The sequence below is a fragment of the Burkholderia sp. Ap-955 genome, assembly GCF_011753045.1.
In the GTDB taxonomy this organism is placed as follows: Bacteria; Pseudomonadota; Gammaproteobacteria; order Burkholderiales; family Burkholderiaceae; genus Burkholderia; species Burkholderia lata_D.
This window is the reverse complement of record NZ_VWWH01000050.1, coordinates 37415-53703: the sequence shown is the minus strand read 5'-3', so window position 1 is coordinate 53703 and position 16289 is coordinate 37415. Positions and strand designations below refer to the sequence as shown.

Below are 16289 nucleotides of genomic sequence, written 5' to 3'. Positions count from 1 at the left end.
CGCGCGGTGGCCGAACGCGCGGGCGTGCCGCGCATCGCGCTCGCGGACGTCGCCGCGCTCGACGCGCCGGGCCGCACGCTGTACCGCTTCGACGTGCGCACGCCGGAGGAATACGAAGCCGGCCACCTGCCGGGCTTTTTGAGCACGCCGGGCGGCCAGCTCGTGCAGGAGACCGACCATCACGCGGCCGTGCGCGGCGCGCGGATCGTGCTCGCCGACGACGACGGCGTGCGCGCCGACATGACCGCGTCGTGGCTCGCGCAGATGGGCTGGGACGTGCGGGTAGTCGAACCGGAGGACGGCACGGCGCAGTTCGGCGAGCGCGGCCAGCCGCCGCGCGACGTGCCGGCGACGCCGAGCGTGAAGGACATCTCGCCCGCGACGCTCGCGGGCTGGCTGAAGGAGGCCGCGCCCGGCGAGCTGGCGATCGTCGACGTGACGGCCAGCGCGAACTACGTGAAGCGGCATATCCCGGGCGCGTGGTTCGCGGTGCGTGCGCAGTTGCGTGATGCGTTCGCGGCGATTCCGCCCGCGCAGCGCTATGTGTTCACGTGCGGATCGAGCCTGCTGGCGCGGTTCGCGGCGGACGACGCCCGCGCGCTGCTGCCGGCTTCGGCCGACATCTCGGTGCTCACCGGCGGCACGGCCGCATGGATCGACGCCGGGCTGCCGCTCGAAAGCGGTGAGACGCATCTGGCCTCACCGCGCGTCGACCGGTACCGGCGCCCGTACGAAGGCACCGACAACGCGGCGGCCGCGATGCAGGCGTATCTCGACTGGGAGTACGGACTGGTCGATCAGTTGAAGCGGGACGGCACGCATCACTTCAACGTGATCTGAGCGATGCGCTGCAACCGGGCGCGGCGCGTCGTGTGTCGCGCCCGGTCAACGCGCAGGTCAGCGCTTGAACGTATCGACCGCCGTGCGGCCGACGGCCGGATCGTCGGTGAAGAAGCCGTCGATGCCCGCGCGCAGGTATGCCTGGATCTCGCGCACCGAGCCGGCCGTGTTGCGCGTGGCCGCCGTGCCGCCGTCCTTCAACGACGCGGGCAGGAAGTTGTTTTCCGGGCGGAACGTGTACGGATGCACGACGAGGCCGGCCTCGTGCGCGTAGCGCACGTACGGCGTCGGCTGCTGCAGCGTGCCGTCCGCGGCGACCGCGATGATCGACGTCTTGTACGGGCCGACGCCGTTCGCATAGGTCGCGATCTCGCGCATGCCGTCACGCGTCGACAGGTCGCCGTAGGTGCGCTTGTCGTTCGCCTTCACGAAGTCGTACGGGCGCTGGCCGGCTTCGTCCATCAGCTGCACGAGCTTCCAGTTCGGCTGGCTCGACTTGATCCGGTTGCGGATCGTCTTCAGGTTCGCGACCTCGAACGACTGGATGTAGACGGTCGCCGTGCGCGCCGTGTACGCGTCCTTCAGCAGCGCATCGACGAGACGGTCCTCGAGCGGCAGGCCGATCGACTGGAAGTAGGTCGGATGCTTGGTTTCCGGATACAGGTGGATCGTGCGGCCGGTCTGCGCGGACATCTGCTTCGCGAGCGCGACGATCTCGTCGAACGTCGGGATCTCGAACTGGTCGTTGTACGCGGTGTTTGCGGGGCGCACCTGCGGAATGCGCTCACGGGCGCGCAGCGTCTTCAGCTCGGCGAGCGTGAAATCCTCGGTGAACCAGCCCGTCAGCTCCGCGCCGTCGATCGTCTTGGTCGCCTTGCGGCTCGCGAACTGCGGCAGCGTCGACACGTTCGTCGTGCCCGAGATCTCGTTCTCGTGACGCGCGACGAGCACCCCGTCGCGGGTCGACACGAGGTCGGGCTCGATCACGTCCGCGCCGTCCTCGACCGCCTTGCGGTACGACGCGAGCGTGTGTTCGGGGCGCAGCGCGCTCGCGCCGCGATGGCCGACTACCTGGACCTTCGCGGAAATCGGCTGGGTGGGATCGGACGTGACGTCGTCGTCGCCGCCGCACGCGGCGAGCAGGAACGCGGCGGCACAGGCGAACGGGACGTAGCGCAGGGAGGTCGGGCGCTTGAAGAGCATGGCGATGAACCTTCGAAACGAGAGTCGGAAAGGGGGGCGATCGATCCGGCGGTGCGGCCGGCGCGGCGTGTCGCACGGAGTCGAATGGGACGCGATCGTCGCACCGAATAATTACATATGTATTACTTGTGCCTTTCCGTTCTCTATTTTTAGGGTGCAATGCCCGCGGCAGGGCGGTTGACCGCGACCTGGCGTGACGCGCATTCCGGCCGTCTCGGGCAGGCTGGCCGCCGGATGCACTAAACTTGCGGGAATTTTGCATCGCCGCGCCGGGGCCGACGCCCGCCTGGCGCGACGATGCGGCGACTCGCGGGCCGGCGCGGGCGCCCGGCGCCCATGTGCGTCCGGGGCCCGCGCCGGCCGATTTTTCCCGACCCATGACGACTCGAACCGATTCCGCTTTCCTGCTCGGCGACCTGCTGAAGAACGTTTCCCGCTCCTTCTACCTGACGCTGCGCGTGCTGCCCGACGGCATGCGCGACCCGGTCGGCCTCGCGTACCTGCTCGCGCGCGCGGCCGACACGATCGCCGATACGGCGCTCGTCGCACCGGATCGCCGGGCGGCGTTGCTGACCGACCTGCGCGACGAGGTCGAGCGGCTCGGCGACGGCGTTGCGCTGTCGCGCGCGCTCGAGGACGTGACGCGGATGCAGACCGATTCGCACGAACACGTGCTGCTCGGCTCGATGGAGCCGATGCTCGCGCTGCTGCGCACGCAGCCGGACGCCGACCGCGCATCGATCCGCAAGGTCGTCGCGACGCTGACGGCGGGGATGGTATTCGACCTGCGCACGTTCCCCGACGAGCAGTCGGGGCGCGTCGTGTCGTTGCCGACGCGCGGCGAACTCGACCGCTACACGTATCTCGTGGCCGGCTGCGTGGGCGAGTTCTGGACCGACATGACGGGGATGCACACGCCGGCCGCGCACGGCTGGAACCTGCCGGACATGTGCGAGAAGGGCATCCGTTTCGGCAAGGCGCTGCAGATGACCAACATCCTGCGCGACTGCGGGAAGGACCTGCGCATCGGCCGGTGTTACCTGCCCGACGACGTGCTGGGTGCGCACGGGCTCGGCGTCGCCGACCTGATGGCGCCCGATGCGTCGGCGCGCGCGCGCGGCGTACTCGTCGACCTGCTGCGCGTGACGCTCGACCAGTATCGCGACGCGTGCCTGTACACGCTCGCGATCCCGCGCCGCTTCGTGCGGCTGCGGCTCGCGTGCCTGTGGCCGATCATGATCGGCCTCGAAACGCTCGAGCTGCTGGCCCGCAGCGATGCGTGGCTCGATCCGGCAAAGCCGGCCAAGGTGCCGAGAAAGCGCGTCTACCGGATCATGGCGTCGTCGCTCGCGCTGGTCGGCTCGAACACCGCGATTCGTGCGCGCCTGACTGCGCTCGCCGATGCCGTAAACGCGCATCTCGCGCAGCCGGCCACGCGCTGACTCGCACTGAACGATGCCGGCTCGACAGGTGCCGGCATCGCCCCTCGGCCCGCGTTCGCCGGGCCATCACCTTCCGTCCCTTCGCGCGTCGACTAAAAACGTTTTCATTATTTCGTGTCGCGAAACGTGGGTGTCATGAACGTCAGCGATCCTTCGCGGCGGCGTGAATCGTGGTGTCAGCTACGGTCGCGCATTTGTAAGACGTATGTTGCCGAAGGCATCTGACAACATCCGACGGTCGTGTTGCACCCGTAAAAATGTAAAGCTAGGGTTTTCACCGGGAAATGCCGGAAAAGCCCGCCGCGTAAGCGTTTTCAGGTGTTATGTAACTGCTTGGTGAACCCCTGCGTTGCGTCGATCATACGATGACCGACTGCACGTGTTGGGAAATAATCGGTAATCCGTCAGAATCCCGTCGGCATGTACTCGCACATGTGTCAGTCATAAAACCACACCAGAAAAGAAATCATTCTTTGAGGACGGAGAATCAATGAAAAAGCGCGTCGCTTTCGCCATGACGGCAGTCGGTCTCGCAGCCGCTACCGCCGCCCACGCCCAGAGCAGCGTGACCCTGTACGGTATCGTCGACAACGGTATCGCTTGGCAGAACAACTCGTCGGCAGTCGGTGCGACCACGGGTGGTCATTCGAAGGTGCAAATGTCCACCGGCGTGTGGGCAGGCAGCCGCTTCGGCCTGAAGGGCAGCGAAGATCTCGGCGGCGGCACGAAGGCGATTTTCCAGTTGGAAGCCGGCGTCAACACGGCTAACGGCTCGTCGCAGTGGACCAACGGCATCTTCACGCGTCAGGCGTGGGTTGGCCTGACCAACAGCACGTACGGTACGCTGACGGCCGGCCGCCAGTACACCGCGTACTACACGCTGCTGTCGCCGTACAGCCCGACGACCTGGCTGACCGGTTACTACGGCGCACACCCGGGCGATATCGACTCGCTGGATACCAGCTACCGCGCGAACAACTCGCTCGTCTACATGTCGCCGAAGTTCTACGGCTTCACGGTCGGCGGTTCGTACTCGTTCGGCGGCGTCGCAGGCGCGACGAACCGTGGCTCGACGTGGAGCGCGGCAATCCAGTACCTGAACGGCCCGGCAGGCATCGCGGTCGGCTATCAGAAGGTCAACAACGCAACGCTCGGCGGCGGCGTGTGGGGCGCGAACTCGACGGTCGAGAACGGCCTGACGGCATCGGGCGACGGCAACCAGCCGGCTGTTTCGTCGATCAACAACGGCTATGCCACGGCGCAATCGCAACAGCGTATCGCTGTGACGGCGGGCTACCAGTTCACGCCGGCATGGGACATTTCGGCATCGTACTCGAACGTCCAGTACACGCCGGGCACGGGTTCGGCGTTCCGCAACACGGCCATCTTCAACACGGCAGGCGCCGTGCTGCACTGGAAGGCAGCCGCTCAGTGGGACTTCGCAGCGGGCTACTCGTACACGGCAGCAACGCAGTCGAACGGCATCACCAGCTCGGCCAAGTACCACCAGGTCACGCTGTCGCAGTACTACAGCCTGTCGAAGCGCACGGGCCTGTACGCAGTTGAGGCTTACCAGCATTCGAGCGGCAACACGCTCAATGGCGGCAAGATCATCGCTGCAACGACGTCCATCGGCGACGGCGTGGGCGCAGGTTCGAAGCAGAACCAGATCGGCGTCGGCGTCGGCCTGATCCACCGCTTCTGATGTCGCGCGGCGCGCGAGCGCCGCTTACGGCATGCGGTATGAAGAACCGGCCTTCGGGCCGGTTTTTTTATGTGCACCCACCATAGCCGCCACAGCGAGGCAATCAAATCACGAGAACGCGCACGCATCCCGCGATTCAGATTGCGCCCGTGACGTATGAATCAGGCCTCGTTCTCGTCGGGCTGCGGGCGTAGAGCGGCCCATTTCAGCAGCGCATCGAGCGTCGGGCAGAGCGCCTGCCCCCAATCGGTCAGGCCGTACTCGACCTTCGGCGGTACCTGAGGGTGAACGATCCGGCGAACCACCCCGTCAATCTCCATCTGGCGAAGCTGCTGAACGAGCATCTTCTGCGTGATCGCAGGGATCGCTCGTTCGAGTTCGGAGAATCGCAGCACCTTGCCGCCGAACAGATGGAACAGGATAACCAGCTTCCATTTTCCGTCGAGCATCTTGAGTACCTGGCCGACACCCGCAGCGGCCGAGGTCGGGGTCCATTTCGTTTCCGATTTCATCAGAATTTGCTCCGAGAGACGCCGCCATTGATGGCGGGAAGGAAAGGAGCGCAGTTGACAGGCAGCTTCTGCCACGGGTTAGGATCACCTGCATGATCCTTGTCTACCGCTACCGCGTGAAGTCGCTCAACGGACTGCTCAACCAGCAGGGCCGCGCGGTGAACTACGTCTGGAACTTCTGCAACGACACGCAGAAGCACGCGCTCAAGTGGGGCAAGAAGTGGCCTACAGGATTCGACCTGAACGTGCTGACGACCGGCAGCAGCAAGGAACTCGGTATTCACTCCGGCACGGTCAACGCGACGTGCGAGCAATATGCGAAGTCGCGCAGCCAGCGTCGACGCCCTTATCTGCGCTATCGCGGCAGGAAATCGCTGGGCTGGGTGCCGCTGAAGGGGCGTGACCTGAAGCGCGAGGGTAACGCGTTCCGTTTCGCCGGCAACACGTTTCGCGTGTTCAACAGCCGACCGCTTCCCGAAGGCAAGATCAAGGACGGGACCAACTTTGCGCAGGATGCACGCGGCAACTGGTTTCTCAACATCGTGATCGAGATGCCGGATGTTCCGGCCCGACCTATCCGTTCCGGCGTCGGCATCGATCTCGGCCTGAAAGACTTCGCCACACTTTCGACCGGCGAGAAGCTGCCCAATGACCAGTTCGGTCGACGCGCGGCCGAAAAGCTGGCGAAAGCGCAACGGGCGCGAAAGCACAAGCGGCATATCGCGAAGCTGCACGCGAAGGTCGCGAATGCCCGCGCCGACTTCCAGCACAAGCTGGCACTCGATCTGGTGCGGCGCTTCGATTACATCGCGGTCGGCAACGTGTCGGCTGTCAAACTCGCCAGAACCAGGATGGCGAAGAGCGTCTACGACGCGTCCTGGTCGTCCTTCCGAAACAAGCTCCGCTACAAAGCGATCGCGCACGGGGCCACGTTCGAGGAAGTCGACGAAAGCGGTTCGACCCAGTCCTGTTCGGCGTGCGGATCGAAAGACAGCACGATGCGGCCGAAAGGTATCGCGGGACTGCGAGTAAGAGAGTGGGCCTGCAGTGAGTGTGGTGTCGTGCATGATCGTGATATCAACGCTGCGCTGAACATTCTCCGATGCGGACGTGCATCGCCAGGTGTGGGAATCCTCCGACTTTAGGCGGACGAGGACGTCAACCTTACCTTTGAGTAAGTACCTTACTTTTTCGTGCGTTCTTCCTGTTTCCGGCGCTTCGCTTCATCATTCTGGCTGATCGAGCCTGATTGCACCGGGCGATCCGGTGCCTCGTCAAGGTGCCGTCAAGTCGGGTGCAGCAAGATCCTCTCTCTGGAAATCACGCCATGACCTTCAACCTCGAGCTTACCGGCCGCAGGGCCCTTGTCACCGGCGGCACGAAAGGTGTTGGCGCGGCTGTCGTCGAATCCTTGCGAAACGCCGGCGTAACGGTCGTCGCCGCGGCGCGCTCGGTTCCCGATACAGCCGCTGAAGGCGTCACCTGGATCGCCGCCGATCTGACGACGGCGGCCGGATGCCAGATTCTGTCGAAGGCAGTGCTCGATCGCCTCGGCGGCATCGACGTGATCGTCAATGTCCTGGGGGGATCGAGCGCCCCGAGCGGTGGATTCGCAGTCCTGAGCGACGATGAATGGGATGCCGCACTCAATCTGAACCTGATGGCGGCCGTGCGCATCGACCGGGCGTTGCTCCCGTCGATGATCGCACAGGGGGCAGGTGTCATCATCCATGTTACGTCGATACAGAACGCACTGCCGCTGCCCGAGGCGACCACCGCCTATGCGGCGGCGAAGGCGGCACTGTCGACTTACAGCAAGAGCCTGTCGAAGGAAGTCACGCCGAAAGGCGTTCGCGTCGTGCGCGTTTCGCCGGGGTGGGTCGAGACCGAGGCCGCCATGCGGCTAGCCGAGCGGCTGGCGGATGCGGCAGGGACCGACTACGAGGGCGGCAAGAAAATCATCATGGATGCGCTTGGCGGAATTCCACTCGGTCGCCCGGCGAAGCCTCAAGAAGTGGCCGACCTGATCACCTTCCTCGTATCGCCGCGCGCGGCATCGATCAGCGGCACCGAATATGTGATCGATGGCGGGACCATTCCGACGGTCTAGCTTCGACGGATGCATGACCCGCATCTGTTGAAGCGCGCTGAAGCAACAAGGATTCAAGGATGTCGGCCCGACGTATCGTCCACGATCACTCGGCATGCTGCTTCCGACGGCAGCAGATGACGCACGCCGGTCGATACGGGAACGCGTCGAGGTGGTCGTCGTCAATGGACCGGCCGTCGCAGAGGAACGTCGCGTCGCGCTTGTCGTGCAGCGGCGGCGACACGCTCGAGCAGGTCATTGCGCCGCATCGTCCGTCCAGCTCCCCGCCAGCGCCTGAAATAGCGCCGCCGTATCGGCGAGCCGATCGGCCTGCGCGCGCGTACGGTCGAGCGCCGTCTGCAACGCCTGCCGCTGCGCGTCGAGCAGGTCGAACGTGCTGATCCCGCCCGCCGCGTAGCGGTCGCCGGCAATCCGGTTGCTGGCCGCCGCTTCCTGCGCGGCGGTGTCTCTCGCCTGCAGTGCAGCCGCGTCGTGCTCGACCGCGCGCATTGCATCGGCCACCTGCTGCAGCGCCTCGAGCACGGTTTCCCGGTAACTTGCGAAGGCCGCGTCGTACGCCGCTTCGGCCGCACGTTTCTTCGCGCGCAGTTCACCGCCATGAAAGAGCGGTTGCGTCAGCCCGAGGCCGACATTCCACACATTGAGCCCGCTCACGAGATCCGCGATGCGCGTGCGCTCCGAGCCGATTCCCGCCGAAATCGAGAAGCGCGGATACAGGTTCGCGGTGGCCACGCCCACGTTCGCGCTCGCCTGGTGCAGCACGGCTTCGGCCGCGCGGATGTCGGGGCGTTCGCGTGCGAGCGTCGACGGTAAAGCGACCGGCAGCGTGCGTGGCAACGCGAGCGCATCGAGTGTGAGGTCGGGCAGCACGGCATCGGACGGCGGCACGCCGAGCAGGATCGCGAGCCGGTGGCCGGCTTGCGCGAGGCGGGCCTCGAGCGGTGGCAGCGACGCCCGCGTCTGCGCGAGCAGCGCGCGCTGCGCATGCACGTCGGCCCGCGAAACGCCACCCGCCGCGAAACGCGCTTCGACGATGCGTAGCTGCCGCGCCTGCGCATCGATCAGTTGCCGCGTGTGCGCGACCTGCTGCGCGAGCGACGCGCGCAGAATCGCGGTCGCGACGACGTTGCCCGCGAGCGTCAGGCGCGCGGCGTCGAGCGTGTACGCCTGGTAGTCGACCTGCGCGCGCAGGGCTTCGAGCGCACGCCGGTTGCCGCCGAACACGTCGAGCACGTACGACACGCTCACCGACGCGTCGTACAGCGTGAACGGTCCCGGGCTGGGCACGTTGGCGGGCAGGCCGAACGCGGTCGTGTCGACTCGCTGGCGTGTGGCGGACAGGCTCGCATCGACTTTCGGCAACATCGTCGCGCCGGCTTCGGCCGCGTGGTTCTGCCGCGCTTCGTCGAGTCGCGCACGGGCTTGCGCAAGCGTCGGGCTGTTGTGCCACGCGGTATCGACGAGCCGGTTCAGCGGTTCGGAGCCGAACCGCGTCCACCAGTGCTGCGGGGTATGCGCGGCCGATGCGAACGTCTGCGCATCGCCGGTCGGTCCGGCGGTGGAGGCCGTCGTCGCGGGCGGCTCGCCGCGCGTGTAGCGCTGCGTGGCGGGCGCATCCGGCGCGTGGAAATCCGGCCCGACCGCGCATCCGGCGACGAGCAGCGCAGCGGCGACCAGCATGCAACCGCGGGCGGCGTGGAAGGGGCGACGCGAAGCCGGTTTCATCGTGCGGCGCCTAGTCGAGCGTGCGCCGGTAGAAGCGCAGCGCGATGCCCATCACGACGACGGTGAACAGCGCGACCGGCCACACCGACGGCCACAGGTCGCTCCAGCCGTTGCCTTTCAGCAGGATCCCGCGCACGAGGCGGTTGAAGTAGGTGAGCGGCAGCAGGTTGCCGATGAATTGCGCCCACTTCGGCATCCCGGCGAACGGGAACATGAAGCCTGACAGCAGGATGTTCGGCAGGAAGTAGAACACCGCGAGCTGCATCGCCTGCAACTGGTTCTGCGCGAGCGACGACAGCGTGATGCCGACCGTCAGGTTCGCGGCGATGAACAGCAGCGCGGACAGGTAGATCGCGAACACGCCGCCGACGAACGGCACCTCGAACACGAAGCGCGCCGCGGCGACGATGATCGACACCTGGATCAGCCCGATCAGCACGTACGGGACGATCTTGCCCGTCATCACCTCGAGCGGCCGCACCGGCGTCGCAAGCAGGTTCTCCATCGTGCCGCGCTCGCGTTCGCGCGTGATCGCGAGGCCCGTCATCATCACCATCGTCATCGTCAGGATCACGCCCATCAGGCCGGGCACGACGTTGTACTGCGTGATGCCCTCGGGGTTGTACAGCCGGTGCAGCACGACGTCGAACGCGGCCGGGCGGCCGTTCAGGTAGGCGAGCGGGCCCGTCAGGTCCTTGTCCGCGACGGGCTGCACGAGGCCCGGCAGCGCGGCGATCGCCGACGCGGTCGCGACGGGATCGGTCGCGTCCGCCTCGACGAGCAGCGACGGACGCTCGCCGCGCAGCAGCCGCCGCGAGAAATCGGCCGGCACGTTCAGCACGAACTGCACGTCGCCGCGGGCGAGCGCATGCCGGCCGGCCGCCTCGTCGGGCAGCGTCTCGACGATGTCGAAGTACGCGGAATTGCGCATCGCGGCGACGAAGCTGCGCGCGAACGGGCTCGCATCAGCGACGATCACGGCCGTGGGCAGGTGCTTCGGATCGGTATTGATCGCGAAGCCGAACAGCGTGAGCTGGATGATCGGCACGCCGACGATCATCGCGAACGTCACGCGGTCGCGCCGCAGCTGCAGGAATTCCTTCAGCACGATGCTCCACCAGCGGGCGACCGAGAACGCATCGCGCAGGCGCGCCCACGCGTTCATGACGACGCTCCGCCGGACGGCCCGGATGCGCGGCCCATCATGAAGATGAAGACGTCCTCGAGCCCGGTGTCGATCGGCGCGACCTGCAGCGCGGCAGGCCCGTCGGCTTGCGCCGCGACCTGAGCGAGCGTCGCGTCGAGCTGTGCCTGATCACGGCCGCTCACATGGAGCACCGAGCCGAACACGACCGTCTGGTCGACGCCCGGCATCGTGCGCAGCCGAGCGGACAGTTCGCTCAGATGCGCGCCGGTGATCGCGCGGGTCGCGAGCCTCTGCGACGCGACGATCTCCGCCGACGTGCCCTGCGCGAGCAGCTCGCCGTACGCGATGTACGCGAGCTTGTGGCAGCGCTCGGCTTCGTCCATGTAGTGCGTGCTGACGAGCACCGAGATGCCTTGTGCGGCCAGCCGGTGCAGTTCTTCCCAGAAGTCGCGGCGCGCGGCCGGATCGACGCCGGCCGTCGGCTCGTCGAGCAGCAGCAGCGCCGGCTCGTGCAGCATGCAGGCGGCCAGCGCGAGGCGCTGCTTCCAGCCGCCCGACAGCGCGCCGGTGAGTTGATCCGCGCGGCTCGCGAGGCCGAGCCCGTCGAGTGCGCGCGCGACGGCCGCCTTGCGGTCGGGCATCCCGTACACGCGCGCGACGAAGTCGAGGTTCTCGCGGATCGACAGGTCTTCCCAGTACGAGAAGCGCTGCGTCATGTAGCCGACGCGCCGCTTGATCTGCGCGCTGTCGCGCACGATGTCGTAGCCGAGGCAGGTGCCGCTGCCCGAGTCGGGCGTGAGCAGCCCGCACATCATCCGGATCGACGTGGTCTTGCCGCTGCCGTTCGGGCCGAGAAAGCCGAAGATCTCGCCGCGCGCGACGCGCAGCGACACGTCCTTCACGACGTGCTTGTCGCCGAAATGCTTGTTCAGGCGATCGACATCGATCGCATACGGTGCGGGTGGCGCGTTCATGGCACGTTCACGGCGACGGGCTGGCCCGGATGCAGCTTCGGCGCATCGGTGACGGTGGGGCGCGCCTCGATCATGAACACGAGCTTGGTCCGGCTCTCGTTGCTGTAGATCACGGGCGGCGTGTATTCGGCCTCGCTCGACACGTAGGTGATGCGCGCGGGCACGTCGGCCGCACAGCCGTCGCAGTGGATCGCGACCGTGCGCCCCGGTGCGAGCGAGGCGACGGCGGCCTCCGGCACGAAGAAGCGCACCTTCAGGTTTTGCGGCGGCAGCATCTGCACGACCGGATTGCCGGCCTGCACCCATTCGCCGACGCGGTACAGCGTGTCGTACACGCGCCCGGCGGCGGGCGCGGCGACGCGCTTCTGGTCGAGCTTCCATTGCGCCTCGGCGACCGCCGCCTGCGCGGCATCCACCTGCGCGGCCTGCGCGGTCACTTGCTGCGCGCGGCCCGGCAGGCGTGCGACATCGACCTGCTTCTGCAATTCGCGCATCTGCGCGGCGGTGGTTTGTGCGGACGTGCGCGAATCGTCGAGCTGCTGTTTCGACAAGCCGCCGGCCGCGTACTGGCTTTCGTCGCGCACGCGTTGCGCGGCGGCCCGCGCGGCTTGCGCGGTGGCCTGGGCGAGTTGCGCCTGCGTGACCGCGATTTCCGGCGGGCGCTTGCCGGTCTGCAGGTCGGCAAGCTGTGCGCGGGCGGCTGCGAGCTGGTGCTGCGCCTGCAGCAGCGCGGCCGTTTCGTTGGCCGCTTCGAGCGAGAAGGCCGGCGTGCCGGCGGCGAGGGTCTGGCCGCGCGCGACCGACAACTGCGTCAGCGTGCCCGATTGCGACGACGACAGGTACACGAATTCGCCTTCGACGTAGCCCTGGTAGGTCGTGCCGTTGCTCGCTTGCCGTCCGCAACCGGCGAGCAGCGCGACGGCCGCGGCCAGCGCGAGCGGCAGCGCGCGGGCCATGTTCACGATGGCCTCCGCGGCGAGCGGGTCCGTGCGCGACGCGCGGCGGCCGGCGGCTGCATGCCCGAATCGAGCAGCGCGCGGACGTGGCGATGCAGCACGTCGCGGTCGATCGGCGGCAGGCCGCGCGCGCTTTGCCACAGTTTCGCGGTCGCGAGCGGCAGCATCACCAGCGCGATGATCGAGTGGAACAGGAACGCGGGTTCGAGCGCGGGGTTCAGCGTGCCGGCCTGCTGCGCGCCGCGGATGCGTTCGGCAAAGCGCCCGACATGTTCGAGCGGAATGCGCCGGACCATCCGCTCGCGCAGCAGCCCGCCTTCATGGATGATCTCGCGCAGCCAGATCGACGGCAGCCACGGCATGCGGTGCGTGACGTCGAAGAAGCGGTCGACGAGTTCGGCGACGAGCGCGAACGGGTCGTTTTCGATCTGCGGCTCGGTCGGCCGCCACACGAACGCGATGGCCTGCGCGAGCCGTTCCTCGACGATCGCGTCGAGCAGCTGCTCGCGATTCGTGAAGTAGTAGTGGACCATCGCCGACGTGACGCCGGCGGCGGCGGCGATCTGCGCGACGGTCGTCGCGGCGATGCCGCGCTCGGCGAACAACTGCATCGCGACGTCGAGCATGTGGCCGCGCAGGTCGAAATCGTCGACCGACGGGCGGCGCCCGCGCGGCCTGGCGACGGTGGATTTCGCGTTCATGAAATCGACGCTAATTGATGAGTTAGTTAATTTCAAGGAAGGGTTTCCGCCCGAGTTGATCGCGATCAGGCGAGCGTCGAACGGGGGCGCGGGTGGGCGGGGAGGTGACGTGATGCGGCGCGGTGCGGCAAGCCGGCGGCGGAGTGTAGGGAGCAGCTAATGGAGATGCGGCGGGACGTGGCGGGGCCACACGGTATGGAAAGCCGGTCGCGAAGCGGGGGGCGCGTGCCTGGACGATGGCACGCCCCCCGGAAAGCGCTTACTGATCGATCGGCGACGTCAGCGGCACGTGTTCGCCGGTCAGCCCGAACACGACGAGCTGAGCGGGCTCGGTCGCGCTCGCGTTGCGCGACACCTGGTGGCGCGAGCCGGGCGCCTCGTACCAGCCTTCGCCGGTGCGGTAGCGGTGCAGCGGGCCGCCGTTCACCTGCGACAGTACTTCGCCTTTCGACACGACCGCGAACACCGAGCCGAGGTGCCGGTGCGCTTCGGACGCCTGGCCGGGCGCGTAGTCGACGGTCGCGACGACCGCGAGCTTGCCGGGCGCTTCGGGCGCGGCCTGCTGCATGATCGCGTGCACATTGTCGCCGGCGTCATGCGCCCGGGCAGCGGCCGGCAGCAGCGCGACGCCGGCCGCGAGCGATGCGCACAGGGCGGCGCGACGGAGCGTAGCGTCCATCATCGTCGTCTCCTTATTCGGGCATCTTGCGGAACGCGATCGCGAAGCGGTTCCACGAGTTGATCGTCGCGATCAGCATCGACAGGTCGAACAGCTCTTCATCGGTGAAATGCGGCTTCACGGCTTCCCAGACGGCATCGGGCACGTGGTTGCTGGCGACCAGCGTCAGCGCCTCGGTCCATTCCAGCGCCGCGCGTTCGCGCTCGGTGAAGAACGGCGTTTCGCGCCACGTGACGACGGTGGCCAGCCGGCGCTCGGTTTCGCCGCCCTTGCGCGCGTCGGTCGTGTGCATGTCGACGCAGAACGCGCAGCCGTTGATCTGCGATGCACGCAGGCGGACGAGTTCGGCGAGCGGCTTCTCGATCGAACTCTTCGCGAGGAATTCCTCGGCGTTGCGCATCACCTTGATCGCATTCGGGCTGGCGGCGTAGAAGTTCAGGCGCGGTTGCATGGCAGGTCCTTTTCGGTTGGAGCGCACGGTGGCGCGACAGGACCCACTTTAAGACGCATGCTGGCCTGCTTGAATGGCCAATTTTCGGGAAATTCAGGTAACCAGTGCCGAGCCGCCGAGGCGGTCCGAACCCAGCAGGCCGGCCAGCGTCGCGAGCGCCGTGTCGATGCGCAGCGCGTCGATCCCGCCATAGCCGAACAGCAGCCCCGCACGGACCGGTACGCCGACGTGGAACGCCGAGATGCCGTACAGGCCGATGTCCTGCTCGCGGGCCGCGCGGACCAGCGCCGCTTCGTCGAGCCCCGGCTTCAGGTAGGCCGCGAGGTGGATGCCGGCGCTCGGCACGATCGCGTCGAACCACGGCGAGAGTTCGCCGCGCAGATGCGCGACCAGCATCTTGCGGCGCGCATCGTAGTGCTTTTGCACGCGCTTCAGGTGCCGCGCGAAATCGCCTTCGAGCATGAAGCGCGCGAGCGCCGCCTGCGTCAGCGTGCAGGTATGCCAGTCGACGATCTGCTTCGCCTTGGTCAGCGCGCCGCGCAGCGCACGCGGCGGAATCGCGTAGCCGATCCGCAGTTCCGGAAAGATCGTCTTCGAAAACGTGCCGACGTACGCGACGAGGCCCGTGCGGTCGAGGCTCTTCAGCGATTCCACCGGTCGGCCCTCGAAGCGGAACTCGCCGTCGTAGTCGTCCTCGATGATCACCGCGCGGCGGCGCTGCGCCCATTCGAGCAGCGCGACACGCCGGTCCAGCGTCATCGGCATCCCGAGCGGGAACTGATGCGACGGCGTCACGTAGACGAGGCGTGCGTCGTCGGGCAGCCGTTCCGTCACCAGTCCCTGTGCGTCGACCGGCACGCCGATCACCGTCGCGCCGAGCGACGCGAACGCGGCGCGCGCGGGTGGATAGCCGGGATCCTCGACCGCCACCACATCGCCGGGCCGTACGACGACGCGGGCGAGCAGGTCGAGCGCCTGTTGCGCGCCTTGCGTGACGAGCACGTCGTCCCAGCCGCACGCGACCGCGCGGCTGAACGCGACGTAGCGCGCGATCGCGCCGCGCAACTGCGGGTCGCCGGCCGGGTCGTGGTACTGGGCGGGGCCACGCATCTGCTGGCGCAGCGCGTGATGCAGGCAGCGCCGCCACGCGTCGAACGGGAACAGCGCCTTGTCGGTCACGCCGCCACGGAAGTCGAAGCCGGGCGCATCCTGCGGCGTGGGCATCGAGAGCGCGTCGGGCAGGTCGTCCCACAGCGCACGCGCATCGACTGCGTCGATGCGGGGCGTGTCCTCGACGAGGGAGGGCGCCGACATGGCCGCGGCGTGCGGCACGCGCGCAAGGCCGTCGGCGACGAACGTGCCGTCGCCCGCGCGCGTGGTCAGGTAACCCTCGGCGACGAGACGCTCGAACGCGTCGAGTGTCGTCTTGCGCGATACGCCGAGCTGTTTCGCGAGGTCGCGCGTCGACGGCAGCCGCGCGCCGCCGGCGAGCCGTCCGTCGACGATCGCGGTGCGCAGTTGCCGGAAGATCTGCCCCGTCAGGTCGTGACGGCCTTCGATGCGGATCGCGATGTCCATCTCAGTGGTTACCTCGATTGCTGTCATTTCGTGCCGATCAGCATACCGAAGGCGACGAAAGAATGGGTGGTTCTGCGCGGCAGGACGGCTTCGCGGGTGTCGCGCGATGCACGAACCGGCCGCACGGTGCAAGGAATCCCGACCGGGCGACGCGGGCGGCCGGCGAACCTGTGCATCGTGCAACGCTGGCCCGGCGGTATTCGTCAGGGGTGACGGGCATCGTCAGACGATGCAGCCCGGTCGAGTGATTGGACCTCGGCCCGCCG

The 16289-nt window shown here is 67.5% G+C and carries 16 protein-coding genes; 5 read left to right on the top strand and 11 right to left on the bottom strand.

The window, feature by feature from the left end:
• A partial coding sequence (locus tag F3J15_RS23720; RefSeq protein ID WP_275692404.1) for a rhodanese-like domain-containing protein occupies positions 1-840 on the top strand: 840 nt, incomplete at its 5' end.
• Between the two features lie 57 nt (positions 841-897).
• Here the strand turns inward: F3J15_RS23720 and F3J15_RS23715 are convergent.
• Positions 898-2043, bottom strand: coding sequence for a glycerophosphodiester phosphodiesterase (locus F3J15_RS23715; RefSeq protein WP_166894401.1), 1146 nt, complete (start codon positions 2041-2043; stop codon positions 898-900).
• 377 nt (positions 2044-2420) lie between these two features.
• On the opposite strand from F3J15_RS23715, the gene F3J15_RS23710 reads away from it, so the two are divergent.
• Both F3J15_RS23710 and F3J15_RS23705 read left to right on the top strand, forming a co-directional pair.
• Positions 2421-3485: a phytoene/squalene synthase family protein gene (locus tag F3J15_RS23710; protein ID WP_166894399.1), complete on the top strand. Its 1065-nt coding sequence runs from the start codon at positions 2421-2423 to the stop codon at positions 3483-3485.
• A gap of 490 nt (positions 3486-3975) precedes the next feature.
• Positions 3976-5190: a porin gene (locus F3J15_RS23705; protein WP_069251452.1), complete on the top strand. Its 1215-nt coding sequence runs from the start codon at positions 3976-3978 to the stop codon at positions 5188-5190.
• A gap of 161 nt (positions 5191-5351) precedes the next feature.
• On the opposite strand, the gene F3J15_RS23700 is transcribed toward F3J15_RS23705, so the two are convergent.
• The gene (locus F3J15_RS23700) at positions 5352-5702 is read right to left on the bottom strand and encodes a helix-turn-helix domain-containing protein (protein WP_166894397.1); all 351 of its coding nucleotides are present in this window, start codon (positions 5700-5702) and stop codon (positions 5352-5354) included.
• A 92-nt stretch (positions 5703-5794) separates the two neighbouring features.
• On the opposite strand from F3J15_RS23700, the gene F3J15_RS23695 reads away from it, so the two are divergent.
• Both F3J15_RS23695 and F3J15_RS23690 read left to right on the top strand, forming a co-directional pair.
• Complete coding sequence (locus tag F3J15_RS23695; RefSeq protein WP_166894395.1) at positions 5795-6847, top strand: RNA-guided endonuclease TnpB family protein; 1053 nt, start codon at positions 5795-5797, stop codon at positions 6845-6847.
• Between the two features lie 182 nt (positions 6848-7029).
• Entirely contained in the window at positions 7030-7812 is a 783-nt protein-coding gene (locus F3J15_RS23690; protein ID WP_166894393.1) for an SDR family oxidoreductase, read from the top strand.
• An 85-nt stretch (positions 7813-7897) separates the two neighbouring features.
• Here F3J15_RS23690 and F3J15_RS23685 read toward each other — a convergent pair whose 3' ends face one another.
• From F3J15_RS23685 to F3J15_RS23645, 9 genes are all read right to left on the bottom strand, one after another.
• Positions 7898-8050 carry a hypothetical protein gene (locus tag F3J15_RS23685; RefSeq protein WP_166894392.1) on the bottom strand — a complete coding sequence of 51 codons (153 nt, stop codon included), beginning with the start codon at positions 8048-8050 and terminating at the stop codon, positions 7898-7900.
• Positions 8047-9537 carry an efflux transporter outer membrane subunit gene (locus F3J15_RS23680; protein ID WP_166894391.1) on the bottom strand — a complete coding sequence of 497 codons (1491 nt, stop codon included), beginning with the start codon at positions 9535-9537 and terminating at the stop codon, positions 8047-8049. The genes F3J15_RS23685 and F3J15_RS23680 overlap by 4 nt, the downstream gene beginning before the upstream one ends.
• Before the next feature lie 10 nt (positions 9538-9547).
• Positions 9548-10702: an ABC transporter permease gene (locus tag F3J15_RS23675; RefSeq protein ID WP_166894390.1), complete on the bottom strand. Its 1155-nt coding sequence runs from the start codon at positions 10700-10702 to the stop codon at positions 9548-9550.
• Positions 10699-11658: an ABC transporter ATP-binding protein gene (locus F3J15_RS23670; RefSeq protein WP_166894389.1), complete on the bottom strand. Its 960-nt coding sequence runs from the start codon at positions 11656-11658 to the stop codon at positions 10699-10701. The genes F3J15_RS23675 and F3J15_RS23670 overlap by 4 nt, the downstream gene beginning before the upstream one ends.
• The gene (locus F3J15_RS23665) at positions 11655-12620 is read right to left on the bottom strand and encodes an HlyD family efflux transporter periplasmic adaptor subunit (protein WP_166894388.1); all 966 of its coding nucleotides are present in this window, start codon (positions 12618-12620) and stop codon (positions 11655-11657) included. The genes F3J15_RS23670 and F3J15_RS23665 overlap by 4 nt, the downstream gene beginning before the upstream one ends.
• A complete protein-coding gene (locus F3J15_RS23660; protein ID WP_166894387.1) occupies positions 12617-13315 on the bottom strand; it encodes a TetR/AcrR family transcriptional regulator in 699 nt (232 codons plus the stop codon). Before F3J15_RS23660 ends, F3J15_RS23665 begins: the two co-directional genes overlap by 4 nt.
• Before the next feature lie 259 nt (positions 13316-13574).
• Positions 13575-13997: a cupin domain-containing protein gene (locus F3J15_RS23655; RefSeq protein ID WP_166894386.1), complete on the bottom strand. Its 423-nt coding sequence runs from the start codon at positions 13995-13997 to the stop codon at positions 13575-13577.
• A 10-nt stretch (positions 13998-14007) separates the two neighbouring features.
• Positions 14008-14445 (bottom strand): carboxymuconolactone decarboxylase family protein, encoded by a 438-nt coding sequence (locus tag F3J15_RS23650; RefSeq protein WP_069251461.1) that lies wholly within the window; start codon positions 14443-14445, stop codon positions 14008-14010.
• Between the two features lie 93 nt (positions 14446-14538).
• Positions 14539-16023, bottom strand: a complete 1485-nt coding sequence (locus tag F3J15_RS23645; RefSeq protein ID WP_166894385.1) for a PLP-dependent aminotransferase family protein — start codon at positions 16021-16023, stop codon at positions 14539-14541.
• Positions 16024-16289: the final 266 nt, after the last annotated feature.